The organism is Rufibacter sp. JT3400010 (assembly GCF_054956755.1).
Window position 1 is genome coordinate 35,987 of sequence record NZ_JBUDXA010000023.1, and the last position, 16,317, is coordinate 52,303.

Annotated in this window: 7 protein-coding genes; all 7 read left to right on the plus strand. The window is 47.7% G+C overall.

The features are described from left to right. The first annotated feature begins 2 nt into the window (after window positions 1-2). Window positions 3-3,257, plus strand: a complete 3,255-nt coding sequence (locus tag ACY0JR_RS17555; RefSeq protein ID WP_462635458.1) for a SusC/RagA family TonB-linked outer membrane protein — start codon at window positions 3-5, stop codon at window positions 3,255-3,257. A 20-nt stretch (window positions 3,258-3,277) separates the two neighbouring features. Further along, window positions 3,278-4,777, plus strand: a complete 1,500-nt coding sequence (locus tag ACY0JR_RS17560) for a RagB/SusD family nutrient uptake outer membrane protein (protein WP_462635459.1) — start codon at window positions 3,278-3,280, stop codon at window positions 4,775-4,777. Between the two features lie 21 nt (window positions 4,778-4,798). Then, window positions 4,799-6,481 carry a fasciclin domain-containing protein gene (locus ACY0JR_RS17565; protein ID WP_462635461.1) on the plus strand — a complete coding sequence of 561 codons (1,683 nt, stop codon included), beginning with the start codon at window positions 4,799-4,801 and terminating at the stop codon, window positions 6,479-6,481. Between the two features lie 224 nt (window positions 6,482-6,705). Next, a complete protein-coding gene (locus tag ACY0JR_RS17570; protein WP_462635462.1) occupies window positions 6,706-8,046 on the plus strand; it encodes a fasciclin domain-containing protein in 1,341 nt (446 codons plus the stop codon). Between the two features lie 23 nt (window positions 8,047-8,069). Beyond that, the gene (locus ACY0JR_RS17575; RefSeq protein ID WP_462635463.1) at window positions 8,070-11,288 is read left to right on the plus strand and encodes a SusC/RagA family TonB-linked outer membrane protein; all 3,219 of its coding nucleotides are present in this window, start codon (window positions 8,070-8,072) and stop codon (window positions 11,286-11,288) included. 36 nt (window positions 11,289-11,324) lie between these two features. Continuing rightward, the gene (locus tag ACY0JR_RS17580) at window positions 11,325-13,007 is read left to right on the plus strand and encodes a RagB/SusD family nutrient uptake outer membrane protein (RefSeq protein WP_462635465.1); all 1,683 of its coding nucleotides are present in this window, start codon (window positions 11,325-11,327) and stop codon (window positions 13,005-13,007) included. Between the two features lie 306 nt (window positions 13,008-13,313). After that, window positions 13,314-16,277, plus strand: coding sequence for a glycosyl hydrolase 115 family protein (locus tag ACY0JR_RS17585; protein WP_462635466.1), 2,964 nt, complete (start codon window positions 13,314-13,316; stop codon window positions 16,275-16,277). The last annotated feature ends 40 nt before the right edge of the window (window positions 16,278-16,317 follow it).

A 16,317-nucleotide genomic window follows, 5' to 3' on the forward strand; every position in this document is an offset into this window, starting at 1 on the left:
ATATGAAAAGATTTTTAGGAAGTTTCTCTTATCTGATCCTCACTGCGGTTTTTGTCTGCTGTAGTGTGTTAGGTTATGCCCAGGCAGGGCAGACGATTGTAAGAGGAACAGTCACAGACAAAACAACCAAAGAACCGCTCATAGGGGTATCCGTCTACGAAATAGACAATGAAAACCGTACCCTGGCTGGCGTTAGTACCGATATAAACGGAGGTTTCGCCTTGAAGATGAAGAGCCCACAAAACAGAGTGGTTGTCTCCTACATCGGCTACAAGAACTTCACCTTCACCGTGAACAACAGAGCTGTGGTGAATGTAGGGCTGGAGTCTACTTCCAATACCCTGAGGGAGGTAGAGATTGTTTCCCACCAGCAATCAAGTACGGGTATGTTAGACGTAGACAAGCGGAACCTGACCTCTGCGATCAGTACCATTGATGCTACCGCTTTGGCGGAGTTACCAGCTCCTTCCATTGATGAAGCGTTACAGGGGCGAATGGCTGGGGTAGACATTGTGGCAAGCACCGGCGACCCGGGAGCAGGGATGCAGATCCGGATCAGGGGAACTTCTTCCATCAACTCTTCCTCTGAGCCACTGATTGTGGTAGACGGAATGCCGTATGACATAGAAATTGCCTCTGACTTCAACTTTGCCACGGCAGATGAGCAAGGCTACGCGCAATTACTGAACATCGCCCCTACAGACATCAAAGAAATATCTGTCCTAAAAGACGCGGCAGCCACTGCAATATGGGGTGCCAGAGCTTCTAACGGGGTACTCGTGATTACTACTAAAAGAGGTAGAATAGGAAAACCAACCGTAAATTATTCCTACAGAGGTTCCCTCACAAGACAGCCCGAGGCGTTGCCCATGCTCAATGGTGACCAGTACTCCCAGTACATACCAGAGGCTTTCATGAACAGAACGGGAACTCCCCTGAACACCACTACGGTCAAAGAGTTTCAGTATGATCCCAAAGATCCTTATTGGTTCTACAACTACAACCACAACACAGACTGGATTGAGGAAATTACCCAGTTAGGCAGTATCAATGATCATAACATTTCCTTATCGGGTGGGGGGGACAAAGCCAGATACTACACTTCCCTGGGCTACTTCGGACAGAAGGGTACTACCATTGGTACAGACCTTTCCCGTATCTCGGCCCGTATCAACCTGGATTTTACTGTATCAGACCGCATCAGATTCAGAACAGATTTATCTTATACGCACCTTGATAATAACCAGAACTACACCAATGCCATCAGAACGGTAGCTTACAACAAGATGCCGAACATGAGTGTGTACGAGTACAATGAATTTGGAGAGCGAACCCCCAACTACTTTTCACCGGCAAACAATGTACAGGGAGGCTACCCGGGTACCTTCAACCCGGTAGCCATGGCACTGGAGGGCATCAACAGACAGATAGGCGAGCGCATCATCCCTAAATTCAATATCCAATATGATGTGTTGCCAGGTTTGCTGCTAGCCACCTCAGATGTGCAGTTTGATATAAATAACAGCAAGACAAAGATGTTTTTGCCGCAGACTGCCACCGGCAGACCCTGGACAGAAACAACCGTGAACAGAGCCTCAGATTCTGACGCAGACCGGTTCAGCGTGATTACCAAAACAAACCTGCTCTATACGCCAAAATTGGGTGAAAACCACAACCTACAAGGTTTACTGTCCTTTATGACATTTGATGCCAGAAACGAAGGTTTCGGGGTCATGACCTCTAACACAGCCTCTGCTTATCTGCAAGACCCATCTGTTCCGTCCAGAATTCAGGGGAATGAACACCAACTGGGCTCTTCCTCTTCCCAAACCAGAAGCGTTGGTCTGTTGCTGAATGTGCAATACGGATTTCTGGATCGCTATATCGTGAACGTAGGTGTCCGCCGCGACGGAAGCTCCAGATTCGGTGAAAATAACCGGTATGGTACGTTCCCTTCCATTTCAGGACGTTGGCGAATATCTGGGGAGCCGTTTATGCAGGGCTTTACCTTTCTTGATGACCTAAGCTTGAGAGCCAGCTACGGTGCCAGTGGTAATGAACCCCGTGCCAGCTACGGTCACTTTGATCTGTACGAAAACTACAATTACAACTACTTAGGCATGACGGGTTTGTATCAGTCTACCATGCGATTGAACAACCTGAAATGGGAGAGTGTATTACAGTCCAACTTTGGTATTAACCTGGTGATGCTGCAACGGCGGCTTTCTGTAGATGCTGATATCTATAACAGACGCACCAAAGATATGTTCTTCCAGGATCTGCGCATTTCGTCTATCTCAGGTTTTACTGATGTAGACATGAACGTAGGCACCATGGATAACATGGGCTGGGAAGTAGGACTAAACCTGACGGCTTATAAAACCAAGGATCTTACCGTAGACTTCGGCCTGAACCTGTCCAGCAACGAAAACATGATCAGGGAGATCTCAGAATTCTATCCACGGGAAAGAGGAAACCTGAATGCAAACGGCAACTACCTGATCACCATTCAGGAAAACAACCCGTTTGGCTCTTTCTATGGCTACAAGTTCACCGGCGTGTACAAAGACGCCGAAGCAACTATCGCCAAAGACAGAAACGGCAACGCCATTATTGGACCTAACGGGCAGGTAGTACCTATGCGTTTTGGTTATCCGGCTATTGACTATGTATTCCAGCCCGGTGATGCCATGTATGAAGACATCAACCATGACGGGAACATAGACTACAAAGATGTAGTGTATTTGGGTAATGCGAACCCTAAACTTACCGGCGGTTTTGGTCCTACGGTCAAATACAAAAACTGGAGACTGAACATGTTCTTCAACTTCAGATACAAGTACGACATTGTAAACCAGACCAGAATGCTCACAGAGAACATGTATGATTACTCAAACCAAAGCACCGCTATTCTAAGAAGATGGCAGCGTTCTGGAGACGTGACAGACATGCCCCGTGCCTTGAACAGAATGGGTTACAATTGGTTGGCTTCAGACCGGTACGTAGAGGATGGTTCTTTCCTGAGGTTTAAAACAATCACCGTCAGATATGACTTCCCTAAACGCATTGTTGAAAAGCTGAGAGCAAACGAACTAAGCCTTTATGTGACAGCCAACAACCTCTATACCTTCACAAAATACACAGGCCAGGACCCGGAAGTTGGTTTAGCAGGAGGAGATCCGTTCAAAATTGGCTTTGACAGCTCCAGAACTCCTCCGGTGCAGACAATGACCCTTGGGGTGAATGTGAGGTTTTAAATAATTAACAGAAAGACAACATGTTAAGAAAATACGTATATAAAGCAGCACTGGCGCTACTGGTTCTGGTTTCAAGTTCCTGCAATAGTTGGTTGGATCTGGAGCCGGAGAATGGGATAGTAGGAAAGGACTTCTGGAAAACAAAAGAGCAGGTAAATTCAGCAGTAGTAGGAATTTATGCTTCTATGCTGGATCCTGATTTCGCGGAGAAAATCCTTCTATGGGGAGAGCTGAGAGCAGATATGCTCATGGCCAATACCGGAGTTAGAGCCAATGAGTTGGAGGTAATGAATGGAAACATCATTGATACCAACCCCATCGCTGACTGGAGACCGTTCTATAGAACCATAAACCAGTGCAATACCGTGATAGAGCTTGCGCCGGGTGCTCTGGCAGAGGACAGAACGTTCACCCAGGAGCAGTTGAATGCCTATCTGGGAGAAGCGTACGCGATCAGAGCGCTTATGTACTTCTACCTGGCCAGAAGCTTTGGTGATGTGCCATTGAAGCTGACCGCTACTATCAGTGATGAGCAGGCTGTTGCCATGCCTAAATCAAGCCAGGCAGAGGTGTTAAACCAGGTGGCAAAAGACTTATTGAAAGCTGAGGAGTTCGCGGTGATCACCTACGGGAACAATGCCTTCAACAGAGGTCGCATCACAAAGTATTCGGTAAATGCGATACAGGCAGATGTTTACCTCTGGAAGGAGAAGTATGACAGTGCCATCATTGCTACAGATAAAATAATCAACTCAGGACAATACGGCCTGGTACAGGGAGTGAATAACCCTCAGTGGTTCCAGCAACTTTATGCTCAGGGAAACTCAAGTGAAATCATATTCTCCTTGCAATTCAATGAGCAACGGACTAATCCTTATTTCCCAATGTTCAGTTCAGTTACGGGCAGAAGGTTTTTAGCATCGCCGCGTGTATTGGAGCAAGTATTTCCACCAGATCCGGTAGACGTGTTAAATGCTGATCTAAGGGCAAATGCATCAGTGAGAGTTTCAACAAGCGAGGTGTGGAAATACTTAGGGCTTACGGAGGAAGAGAGAAGAACACAGGACCAATCGTATGCGCATTGGGTATTCTACCGCTATGCAGATGTGCTGTTGATGAAGGCAGAAGCGCTGGTGGCGCAGAATAACGGGAGAGGGGAAGAGGCACTGGAGTTGATCCGTACCGTTAGACGTCGTGCAAATGCTCTTCCAGGAACAGATAACGCGAACATTGATCCAAACTCAATGAATGACATGATCAACTTTATTCTGGAGGAACGCGCCCGCGAGTTCGCCTTTGAAGGAAAAAGGTGGTTTGATGTTCTTAGGAATGCCAGAAGATCAGGTTATGCACGCCAGGATCTGCTAAACCAAATGGTTTTAAACAGCGCACCGCCAGACAGACAGCAGTCTATTCTGAATAAGTTCAAAGACCCCAACAGCCATTACTGGCCAATTTACCAGTACGAACTGACTACTAACAAGAGTCTGGAGCAGAATCCTTTCTACATAGGAAGATAGTTAACTAAAATTTTATCACATATGAAAGATCTAATTTTTCACAAAAGCTTACGGACCAGAATACTGGTTTTAAGCCTACTTTTAATAACCTCCTTATGGGGTTGTGAAGAGCAGAATCTTGACATTACCACCACCAGCGACGTGAACATGCTGGGCTATTTTGAGAAAAATGCAGATCAGTTTTCCAGCTTGGTCAAGATTCTGGAGAAAACAGGGAATGCAGGTTTCTTGTCTGCTTATGGTTCTTATACCATGTTTGCGCCAACGAACGAAGCAGTTGACGTCTTCTTAAAGGAAAAGGGTGTCACGTCTGTAGATCAGTTAGAGACGGAAGATCTAAAGCAGATCATACGGTTCCACCTTATAGAGGATACCATTGCAACCTCAGAGTTTACAGATGGTAAGCTCCCTAGCATCACCATGCTGGGGCAATATGTCATTACCGGGGCTGAGCTGGAAAATGGGGTTGCCAGAACCCGCGTGAACAGACAGGCAAACGTAATACAGGCCAACATACGAGTAGGAAATGGGATCATTCACTCTATTGACCGGGTATTGAAGCCAGCCAGCCAGACAGTGGCCCAGATGCTGGCCAGTAACCCTGAGTACTCCATTTTTACAGCTGCTTTAAAGGAAACTGGGTTATTTAACCAGCTTGATAAGATGTACCTGGATGGGTCTACCACCCAACGAGCATGGTACACGGTACTGGCACAGAAAAACTCGGTCTATCAAAGCATGAACATCAATACTTATGCAGACCTGAAAGCAAAATATTCTCAAACCGGTAATCCGTCTGATAAAACTGACAGTCTGTACCTGAACATGTCTTATCATATTCTGAATGACAGCAAGTACTTGGCTGACTTGGTGACGGCCCCTTCCCATGCGACATTGGCACCACAGGAGGTGATCACCTCAAAACTTAAAGGCGAACAGGTATTGATTAATGAGGATGTTTTCAATGGCGTACAGGAAGAAGGCGCTCTGGTAGACAGAAGAGCCAGTGACAATACAGCAACCAACGGAGTACTGCACTCCGTTACCGAAAACTTCCAGATAAAAAAGAGAAATCCAGTGCGGGTGTACTTTGATCTGGCAGATCAGCCAGAAATAAAGATTCTTCCATCTTACAGAAAAGCAGGAGCCGCTTCTGTCTCTTTCCCAGCCATTGGATCCTTTAAAGATATCTATGTTGAAGGTTCTAACAGCCCATCCATCACCTATAGACCAGGTTCAACAGGTGATGCAGACGGGTATGCTTATCGGGACTACCTGGAGGTTCGGATGAGTGCGAACGTTGCCAGGGTTGTGGAGTTCACTACACCTGCTATTGTGAAAGGAAGATACAGAGTCTGGATAGGATTCAGAACCATTCTAAGAACATCGCCGCTACAGGTATCTTTCAACGGGCAGGTATTGCCAAGAACCATTGACATGTCCATCTACTACCCTGGTGGAAACGAAAGAGAGTTATTAGCCCAGGGCATAAAAAGACATGTGTCCGATTCTCCAGGCAATACACATGCAAGGTTAGCCGGTACTGTTACAGTAGAAACTACAGGAAGACACAAGATCAGACTACAAGGGCTAACCAATGACAATGGTGTCCATCGGATTGATATGATCCAGTTTATCCCGGAAGATCAAGACCAACTGTACCCTAAAATAGCAAGAGACGGTACTCTGGTATTCGAACAATAAGGAGTTAATATCAAATTATGAATTTACTTAGGAAGGTACACTGGCAGTCATGTAGTGATTTGCCCGTGTACTCCTAAGATGATTTTGTCCAGAAATAACCCAAAGAAATGACTTTGTACAAAAAGATACTACTAGTTGCATGTATCCTGGCAGGATTCTCCGCCTGTAAGGATGGATGGGAAGACCACACGAGTATTGATGATCCTGCCTTAAACAAAAACATAATGCAGGAAATTAGTATCAACCCCAGGATAAGCCGGTTCAGTGAACTACTTGTTCAAACCGGGCTTGACCAGGTGCTTCAATCTTCCAAATCTTTTACTGTCTGGGCACCTACCAATGAGGCACTGCAGAATTTAGATCAGACTATCGTGAATAATCCAGATAGACTGAAGCAGTTTGTCAGTAACCATATCAGCTACCAGCAATACTTTACCCATACTGCGTTGCCTGCTTCTTCTCAGATAAAGACGTTAAGTGGTAAGAACATTCTTTGGAACCAGGCAACTTCCATGGTGAATGCAGCCAAAGTAGAAGAAGCCAATAAGTATACGGGCAACGGGGTGTTGCACATCATAAATGCGCCACTTACTCCCCGTATGAATTCCTGGGAATTCTTAACCAGCACCAATCTAAGCCCACGCCAGAAAGCCTATATGCAGTCTCTGGACGAAAGAGTTTTTGTGGACAGCCTTGCCGTGCAAACAGGGGTAGACCCGGTTACCGGAAAGCCGGTGTATGATCCTGCTACCGGGTTTGTACAGCAAAATCAGTTTTTCCGGAGGGTGTATGATATTGCCAATGAAGACTCTGTTTATACCTTCGTGATGCTGACGGACGAGGCTTATACTGCCGAGTTTACCAGATTTCAGAAGTTCTTTGCCACTAGTACTACAGACAGTACCAATGCTTTAACCAACTGGGCCGTTACCAAAGACTTGGCTTTTAGAGGGGTTTATACAAAGGAAACATTGCCGCAGGTACTTACCTCCAGATCAGGTGTGCAGGTACATATTGATAAGAATGCCGTGGTGCGGGAAGAGCGTACCTCTAACGGAAATGTTCTTTTAGTAAACAGCCTCACCGTTGCCAACGAAGAGAAGATTAAGCCGATCAGAGTGGAGGGCGAGTCTATCTTTGACATAAGAGCACTTCGGCTAAGCCACCCAGATAAAGCAGGCAATGTGTCTATCCAGACCAGAAGAAGCGAAGTAGCGGGTGAAAACTTCCGATACCTGCGGGCCACTGGCCACAGCATTTCTGGCCTATGGTTAAGGTATGCTATTCCCAATGTGTACTCCATGAAGTATAAGGTTTACTGGAGTGTGATCAATGATTTCCAGGCTGATTCATTTAATCAACGATTAGTAATGGGGACTCCTGATGCAACATCATTCCCTTATAAAGCAGTAGCCGCTTCTACTTTCCCGGTACGTCAGGAACTAGGGGAATACACAGTAGCAAAATATGGCAATTTGAATGCTTTCCTGAGAAGTGCTTTGTCTACCAACAACGCCCTTAATCCACTCACACTGGATTACCTGGAGTTAGTACCTGTCTTTTAATCACATCATAGCTAAGGAATTTCATGCATCATTTCTATAGAAGAATAAAAGAGTTATCATTCCTTGTTGTATTAGCCGGTACGCCAGTTTGCGCTTTTGCCCAGCAGAACCAGACTGCTGGTGCCACAGCAGACAGCGTAGCGGTTGTGCGTGAGCAGGTGGGTGGGGTGAAAGTTACCGGTACTGTTACCTCTGCGGCGACCAAACTTCCTGTGGCGGGGATCAGTGTGAGCGTGCCTGGTTATTCAGCTGCCCTAACCGATGATAAAGGTAATTTCTCCCTTAATGTACCGTCTTCTTCCTCTTCCATCACTTTAGAAGGAGAAGGCTTTCAGCGCAGGGAAGTACCGGTCAAAGGCCAAAGCAACGTAACCGTTAGCCTGCATGAAGGAGGCTTTAATTCATTATATGACATTGCCGTTTTACCTAATAGCATCAGTAGACCTATAAACCAGGTCACAGGCGCGGTGGTGTCGTTAGATCCTAGCCGTCAAAAATGGAGCACTTCTGCTGAATCGCCGGAGAACTTTCTGCAAGGGAAAGTAGCGGGTTTAAATGTGGTACGTCGTTCCGGGACACCTGGTATTGGTGCCAACCTGTTCCTGAGGGGGTACTCGTCTCTGTATACCTCCAACCAGCCGCTGATTATAGTGGATGGTATGATTTACGACATGAATGATTACGGTGGATCCATCATTAACAACCACTTCACCAACCCACTCTCCAACATTGACATCAAAGACATAGAGAACATTACGGTAATCAAAGATGCCGCTTCTATCTACGGCTCAAAAGGAGCCAACGGAGCCATCCTGATCACAACGGCCCGTGCTCAGGAACTGGCAACCAAAATAGATTTTGCTTCTTATGCGGGCGTCAACTTTGCCCCAGGCAACCTTCCGGTGATGAATGCCTCCAATTACCGCATTTATCTATCTGATGTTCTGAAAAGCCGGGGCATGACAGATAACCAGATACAGGCGCAGCCTTACATGAGTGATGATGTGGCCAGCCCTGGCTATTACACCTACCATAACAATACCGATTGGCAGAAAGAAGTACTGAAAAGAAGCTACAACCAGAATTATTACCTGCGGGTAGTAGGGGGCGATAACATTGCGAAATACGCTCTGTCACTAGGGGTGTTGGATAACGGCGGCATTGTAGAAAATACAAGTTTGCAGCGGTATAATACCTTGTTCAACGCAGATCTGAACATGACGCCAAAGCTGACGGTGAATACGAGTATGGCCTTTACGTACAGCGAGCAGAATCTGGCTGACCAAGGCATTGCCGCCAACACAAATCCTATTTATCTGAGCCTGATAAAAGCTCCGTTCCTGTCCACAAATGAAATATCAAACACTGGTATTACCTCGCCTAACTTATCTGATACTGATATATTTGATGTAAGTAACCCGGCTGTTATTACCAGCAACATGCAGGCTAAGGGAATCAACTACCGGTTTTTTGGCTCGGCTAAGTTTAACTATGCGTTCACCAAAAACCTGGTAGCCAGTACCCAGTACGGTCTTACGTATGATAAAATACGGGAGAACTTCTTTGTGCCGCGCAGAGGTACAAGCGCAGAGCAGTTGGAAAACGCAGTGGCTGAAAGCAGAATGGGCGCACAGGTGCAAAGAATGTTCAGCACGTTCAGTGACACCCGCCTTGCGTATAACAAGACCTTCCACAATATCCACAGTGTAGACGGTAACATTGGCTTACGGTACATCAAAAACAACAGTGAGACAGATACGGGTCTGGGTTTTAACTCGGCAACAGATGAGTTAAGAACCATTGGTTCAGGATCTGCTGCTTTGCGCAGAGCGGGAGGTGATATTGGTAACTGGCTTTGGCTGAATTATTATGCAGGTGCCAATTACGGTTTACTGAGCAAATACTTCCTTTCGTTTAATGTGGCCGTTGACGGGTCTTCCCGCTTCGGGACCGAGGCGAAGGATGGGATCAACTTGTTCAACCGGAAGTTTGGTGTATTCCCGTCTGTAGGCGCGGCCTGGCTTATCTCTTCTGAAAACTTTATGGCAGGCGTTGATTTCCTGGATATGCTGAAACTACGGGCCACCTACAGCATCAGTGGAAACGATGATATTGGAAACTATTCAGCTCGTCAGTACTATGTGTCGCAGAACCTCCTGGATTTTCAGGGTTTGGTAAGAGGTAACATCGGGAATCCTGCCTTGCAATGGGAAACTAACAGAAAAGTAAATGGCGGGGTAGATCTGGCCCTGTTTAACGAAAGGTTCTCTGTAAGTGTAGATGCCTATCGTAACGTGACTGATAACATGCTGGTGCGGGAACAATTGGTTTCACCTGCCGGATTTGAATTCATGTTCACCAACAACGGTAAGATGGTGAACAAAGGAATAGACCTCACGCTGAACAGCCGGGTTGTGAATACGCCTTCGTTTAAATGGGACCTGGGCTTAACCCTTTCCAAATACAAAAACCAAATCACTGCCTTAAACAGCGATCAGTTTATCACTCAGTTCGCCGGTGCGAACATCCTCACGAAAGTAGGACAGGAAGCGAATCTGTTCTATGGTTACAAAACAAACGGTGTCTACACCACCAATGAAGAGGCCGCTCAGTCTGGTTTGAGAACCAGAACGCCTAGCGGGGAAGTAGTGCCTTTCCAGGGAGGAGATGTGCGTTTTGTGAATTTCAACAACGAAGGTGATTCCCAGGGGATGATTGACGAAAACGACAGAGTGGTGATAGGGAATCCTAATCCTGATTTTACCGGCATGTTCAGCTCCAGATTTGAGTACAAGCGGTTCTCGCTGGATGCCTATTTCACGTTCAGCCAAGGCAATGATGTCTACAACTACACCAGAGCACAGTTAGAGTCTGCTGCCGGAACCGCTAACCAGACCGATGCTGTCATTAGAAGATGGAGAACAGATGGCCAGGTAACCGATATGCCAAGAGCTAATTTCGGTGATCCGTTGGGCAACAACCGCTTCTCTGACAGATGGATTGAAGATGGTTCTTACCTGCGTCTGAGAACCCTGACGTTGCGGTATGACCTGCCCCTGAATACAAAATATATCAAGTCTACTTCATTCTATGCCACTGCCAACAACCTGTTAACCTTCTCCAAATACAAAGGATATGATCCTGAGTTTAGTGCGGGAGAAACCATTTTTGCGCAAGGCATTGACCTTGGCATGATTCCGCAGTTCAGATCTGTGCTGTTAGGGGTAAGAATTGGTTTGTAGGCCATAGAATCCATCAAAGTATTAAGTCAGTAACCCATGAAAAATAAATTTATCAGGTCTATAGCGCGTGTGGTGCCTATGCTGCTGCTTGGTTTCAGCACCTTCTCCTGTAACGATATGCTGGATATTGCCCCAGAAACGGCAGTAGACGAAGAACGAGCCTATCAGAATATTTTTGACGCAGATGCGGCTGTGATAGGCGTGTATGGCAAATTCATGAACCTGGCCGAGCGGCATGTCATTCTGAATGAGCTAAGGGGAGATCTGTTGAACGTGACCGCCAATGCCGCCGGTAATCCAGATCTGTTGCAGATCAATTACCACTCGGTGTTACCGGAAAATAAATACGCAGACCCCAGACCGTATTACGAGGTAATCATTAACTGTAATGATGTGCTGCGTAATTTCAACAAGATGGTGAGCGAGAATAAGATAACCATTGCGGAGTACAACCAACGTTCTTCAGACATCACGGCGCTTAGAAGCTGGGTGTATCTGCAATTGGGCATCCAGTACGGGCGCATCCCTTATATCACTGACCCATTAGCGAAAGTAGGAGATCTGGCAGACCAGTCTAAGTTCCAGAAGGTTGAATTTGAAGTGCTCTTAGACAGTTTGATTGCCGTTACGGAGAAAATACCCTTTAAAGACCTGTACCCTGCGGGGAGCTCCCTTCTCACAAACATAGGCGGGTTCAACACAGAGAAGTTCTTTGTGAATAAAAGGCTGGTACTAGGAGATCTGCATTTATGGAAAGGAAACTATACCCAAGCGGCCACGCACTACCGGGCGCTTTTGGAAACCGGAGCGTTGGATGCCTCAAGAGGAGCCAGGTTCTATGACCAGTACAGAGTAAGCTGGAGTAACCCTTTTGACCCCTCTGTTGGGTTTAACGGGACCCAAAATAACGTATGGAATTATGAGTGGGTATGGGACCTGCCCTTTACCGCAAACACCACCCCTAGTAACCCTTTTATTGGGTTGTTCGCGAATGCGGGAGGCAATTATCTCCTGAAACCATCACAAGCCGCCATTGATAAATGGGCCGCCGAGACACGTTCTGATCTGACCCCCGGCGATACCAGAGGCGGATGGGCCGTGCGCTACCAAATGGGACAGCCGGTGGTTGGAAAGTATCTGCAGAATTTCAACGCCGCTCTGCCTTTTGAAAACAAAGGCAACTGGTTTTTAGCCCGCGCTTCATTGATACACCTGCGGTTTGCCGAGGCCGCTAACCGGGATGGTCACCAAAATCTGGCCGAGGCCTTTTTGCAGCGCGGTATCAAAGCGGTCTTCTCTGACCCTAACCTTCCGGCAACCAACCCAGACGTTACCAACACCCAGCAAACCTTTCTGCCAGCGCCTTACAATTTTGATGCACGGGAAGGCACTTATCCTACTTTCCGGGGAGATTGGTACCGTCACATTGGTCTGCGAACCAGGGCAGGTTTGCAGAACATCAATTTCGCAACCCAAGGCACGCAAGATCCTTTAATGATCAGGATAGAAAACGCTTTGGTAAAAGAAGCTGCTCTGGAATTGGCTTTTGAAGGCCACAGATGGCAAGATCTATTGAGAATTGCCAGAAGAAGAAATGATCCGGCTTTCCTGGCAGACAAAGTGTACGAGAAACTGGTCAAAGCCAATGATCCAAGAGCCCAGGAAGTAAGAGCCAAGTTAATGGACCCCAACAACTGGTACCTTCCATTCAAAATGTAAAATCTTCCCGGCTGCATAGGTTTTTATACCTGTGTGAAAACGGGCTGATTTTGGGAAATAGCCCCTGAAAGGTAATACAAACCTGTCAGGGGCTATTTTTTATACCGGAGCCTCAGCGGTTGTGATCTTGACTCCACACGCAGAAATAATAGGGTAAATAGCCGAAAAGGAAAAAATCAGGGGCATGGACCTGTAAGTACAGGATGGGTTACTAATTGAGTTTTGGTTACTTACCTGCTGGAAGTTTACAAGTGAAAAGCGCGGTGCTTACTTAGAAATACTTTTCCGTCCACACGCAGCAGATAAATGAATAGACAAATTGCTATTGCGATAGCGCTTATATGTACTTTGGCAGGGCACACCCTGCAGGCGCAAAGTTCTCAGCAGGAAGGTGGCGTCCACGTGACGGATAAGGCTACTTCCGGCAGCTTTCCGTTGGTGCAGGCTGGTAGGGCGGCTTCCTTTTTTATTGACGCGAAAGATGCGGCAGTGGTACAGGTGGCGGCAGAGGCGCTGGGAGGGGACGTGAAAGCAGTCACCGGTTTTACCCCCGAAATCAGGAAAGGAGACCAAAAAGAGCTTTCCAACTTGCCCGTAATCATCGGTACCATTGGGCAGTCGGCGTTGGTGGATCAACTGGTTGAGAAGAAAGTGCTGCAGGTACAGGAAATCAAAGGAAAATGGGAAAGCTACATCCTTGCCGTAGTGGATAAGCCTTTCGGAAAGGTAGAAAAAGCCCTGGTCATTGCCGGAAGCGACAACCGGGGAACAGCCTTCGGGGTGTTTGAACTGTCCAGAAGAATGGGCGTTTCGCCCTGGTACTGGTGGGCCGATGCCAAGCCTACGCGCAGAAGTGATCTTTTTGTGACGGCCGGTACGCTGGTGCAAGGACCGCCTTCGGTCAAATACCGGGGCATCTTCCTGAACGACGAGGATTGGGGATTACAGCCGTGGGCGGCCCAAAACATGGACCAAAATATCAAAGACATAGGCCCTAACACTTACGCCAAAATCTTTGAGTTGCTGCTTCGCCTGAAGGCCAACCTCATCTGGCCCGCCATGCACCCCAGCACCAAAGCTTTCTTCCATTACCCCGGCAATGCCAAGGTAGCCGATGATTACGCCATTCTGGTGGGCACTTCCCACGCAGAGCCCATGCTGCGCAACAACGTGGATGAATGGAAAGAGAAAACCATGGGCTCCTTTGACTATTTCAGTAACCAAAAAGCGGTTCATAGTTATTGGGAGAATCGGGTGAAAGAGGCCAGAAACCTAGAAGCCATCTACACCATGGGCATGCGCGGCGTGCACGACAGCGGCATGGAAGGCGCTAAAAACACCGCTCAGGCGGCCACCATGCTGGAGAAAATTATCTCTGATCAACGAGACCTCCTGCAGAAGCATGTAAACAAAGACGTGACCGCCGTACCGCAGGTCTTCACGGCCTACAAAGAGGTGCTGGAAATCTATGATCACGGCCTGAAACTACCCGAAGACATCACCCTGGTGTGGCCCGACGACAACTACGGCTACATACATCGGCTGAGCAATCCGCAGGAACAGAAGCGGGCCGGTGGCTCAGGCGTGTATTACCATGCTTCGTATTGGGGCCGTCCGCATGATTACCTGTGGCTCAGTTCCACGCACCCTTCTTTGATAAGGGAAGAAATGATGAAAGCCTATCATCTGAAATCTGACCAGTTGTGGGTCTTGAACGTGGGCGACATCAAACCCTTGGAACACAACATTGATCTGTTTCTGGACATGGCGTATGATGCGCCTGCTTTTCAGAACGGGACCTCCGCGAAGCAGCATCTACAGCAGTGGGTAGGTGAGATTTTTGGGCAGGAAAAAGCGGCCGTCATCAGCCAGAGTCTGTGGGAATACTACAACCTGGCTTTTGAGCGAAAACCCGAGTTCATGGGCTGGAGCCGGACCGAGCCTACCACCAAAACCACCTACACTGCCTACAACCATTTTTTCTACGGCGATGAAGCCCAGCTACGCCTAGACCGCTACGAGGCGCTGGAGAAACAGATAAAAGCCTTGCGCAGCCAGATAGAAGCCAAAGACGCCGATGCTTTCTACCAACTGGTGTACTACCCCGTGGTGGGTGCCGCCCTCATGAACAAGAAATTCCTGTACCGCGACAAAAGCTACCTCTACGCCCAACAGAACCGGGCCAGCGCCCGTGACTTCGCCCAGTTAGCCAGACAAGCCTACGAAAGTATTGTGGCGGAGACAGACTACTACAACAACCAACTGGCCAACGGCAAGTGGAAGGGCATGATGTCCATGAAACCACGCGACTTGCCAGTTTACCAGGAGCCGGTTTTGCCGCAAATTTCAATAAATAGCCTTAAAACATGGAGTCTTGCGCCCGAAGGATTTGTAACGGCAGATTCTTCCCTGTTTTCAGCAACCGGCTTCCAATTGCCAACCTTCCAGCTAGGGGGCACTCAGTCCTACTTTGTGGATGTGTTTTTAACCTGTGACCAACCCGTTGCCTGGAAAGTTACTGCCTCTGAGAAATGGATCAAGCTATCAGCGCCAAGCGGAAATCTAACCTCTGCTGCCGGGCAAAAACAGCAGCGCATCTGGGTAAGCATAGACTGGAGCAAGGCACCTCAGAAGCTGGAATCACAGGGGTATATCACCTTTAAGGGTGCAGGAGAGAAGCTTAACGTAGAAGTAAAAGCAGTCGCCCCAGAAAAGGCAGACCTGGATTTCTTTAGGGGGTTCTATGAGAACAACGGGTACATTTCCATCCATGCTGCCAATTTCACCCGGAAAACGGAAAAGCAGGCAAAACGGTGGGAACTGGTAGAAGACCTGGGCCATACCGGAAGAGCCCTGATGGCGATGCCCTTGCAGACCGACGTGACAGAAACCTCCCCCGAACGCATCAAAGCGCAGGCACCGGTGGTAGAGTATGACTTTTATTCGCTTTCAGCGGCCGCACCCACTGTTTCTGTTTTCACGCTTCCTACTCATCCGGTCACTACGGGAAACAGCATGCGTTACGGCGTTTCCATAGATGAGGGCCCGGTGCAGGTAGTAGATTTCAAAACGGTGGGCAGGAGCGAGGAGTGGAAAGTAAATGTGCTGGAGAACCGGGCCAAGCGGCAGGTGACGTTTGCTCCTTTAGCCAAAGGAAAACACACCCTCAAAATTTACCTCATAGATCCCGGCGTGGTCCTGGACTACATGACCATAGATCTGGGAGGATTGAAAAGGGCTTATTCTATCATTCCGGAAACTGTGAAGTGATCCGTTTACTGCTGCAAACATCAAATTTTAGCTTCTAATC

What these genes read in the sequence shown, in the direction of transcription:
- ACY0JR_RS17575 (WP_462635463.1), top strand. Translation starts at nt 8,070, where the DNA reads ATGCATCATTTCTATAGAAGAATAAAAGAGTTATCATTCCTTGTTGTA.
- ACY0JR_RS17565 (WP_462635461.1), top strand. Translation starts at nt 4,799, where the DNA reads ATGAAAGATCTAATTTTTCACAAAAGCTTACGGACCAGAATACTGGTT.
- ACY0JR_RS17555 (WP_462635458.1), top strand. Translation starts at nt 3, where the DNA reads ATGAAAAGATTTTTAGGAAGTTTCTCTTATCTGATCCTCACTGCGGTT.
- ACY0JR_RS17570 (WP_462635462.1), top strand. Translation starts at nt 6,706, where the DNA reads ATGCAGGAAATTAGTATCAACCCCAGGATAAGCCGGTTCAGTGAACTA.
- ACY0JR_RS17580 (WP_462635465.1), top strand. Translation starts at nt 11,325, where the DNA reads ATGAAAAATAAATTTATCAGGTCTATAGCGCGTGTGGTGCCTATGCTG.
- ACY0JR_RS17560 (WP_462635459.1), top strand. Translation starts at nt 3,278, where the DNA reads ATGTTAAGAAAATACGTATATAAAGCAGCACTGGCGCTACTGGTTCTG.
- ACY0JR_RS17585 (WP_462635466.1), top strand. Translation starts at nt 13,314, where the DNA reads ATGAATAGACAAATTGCTATTGCGATAGCGCTTATATGTACTTTGGCA.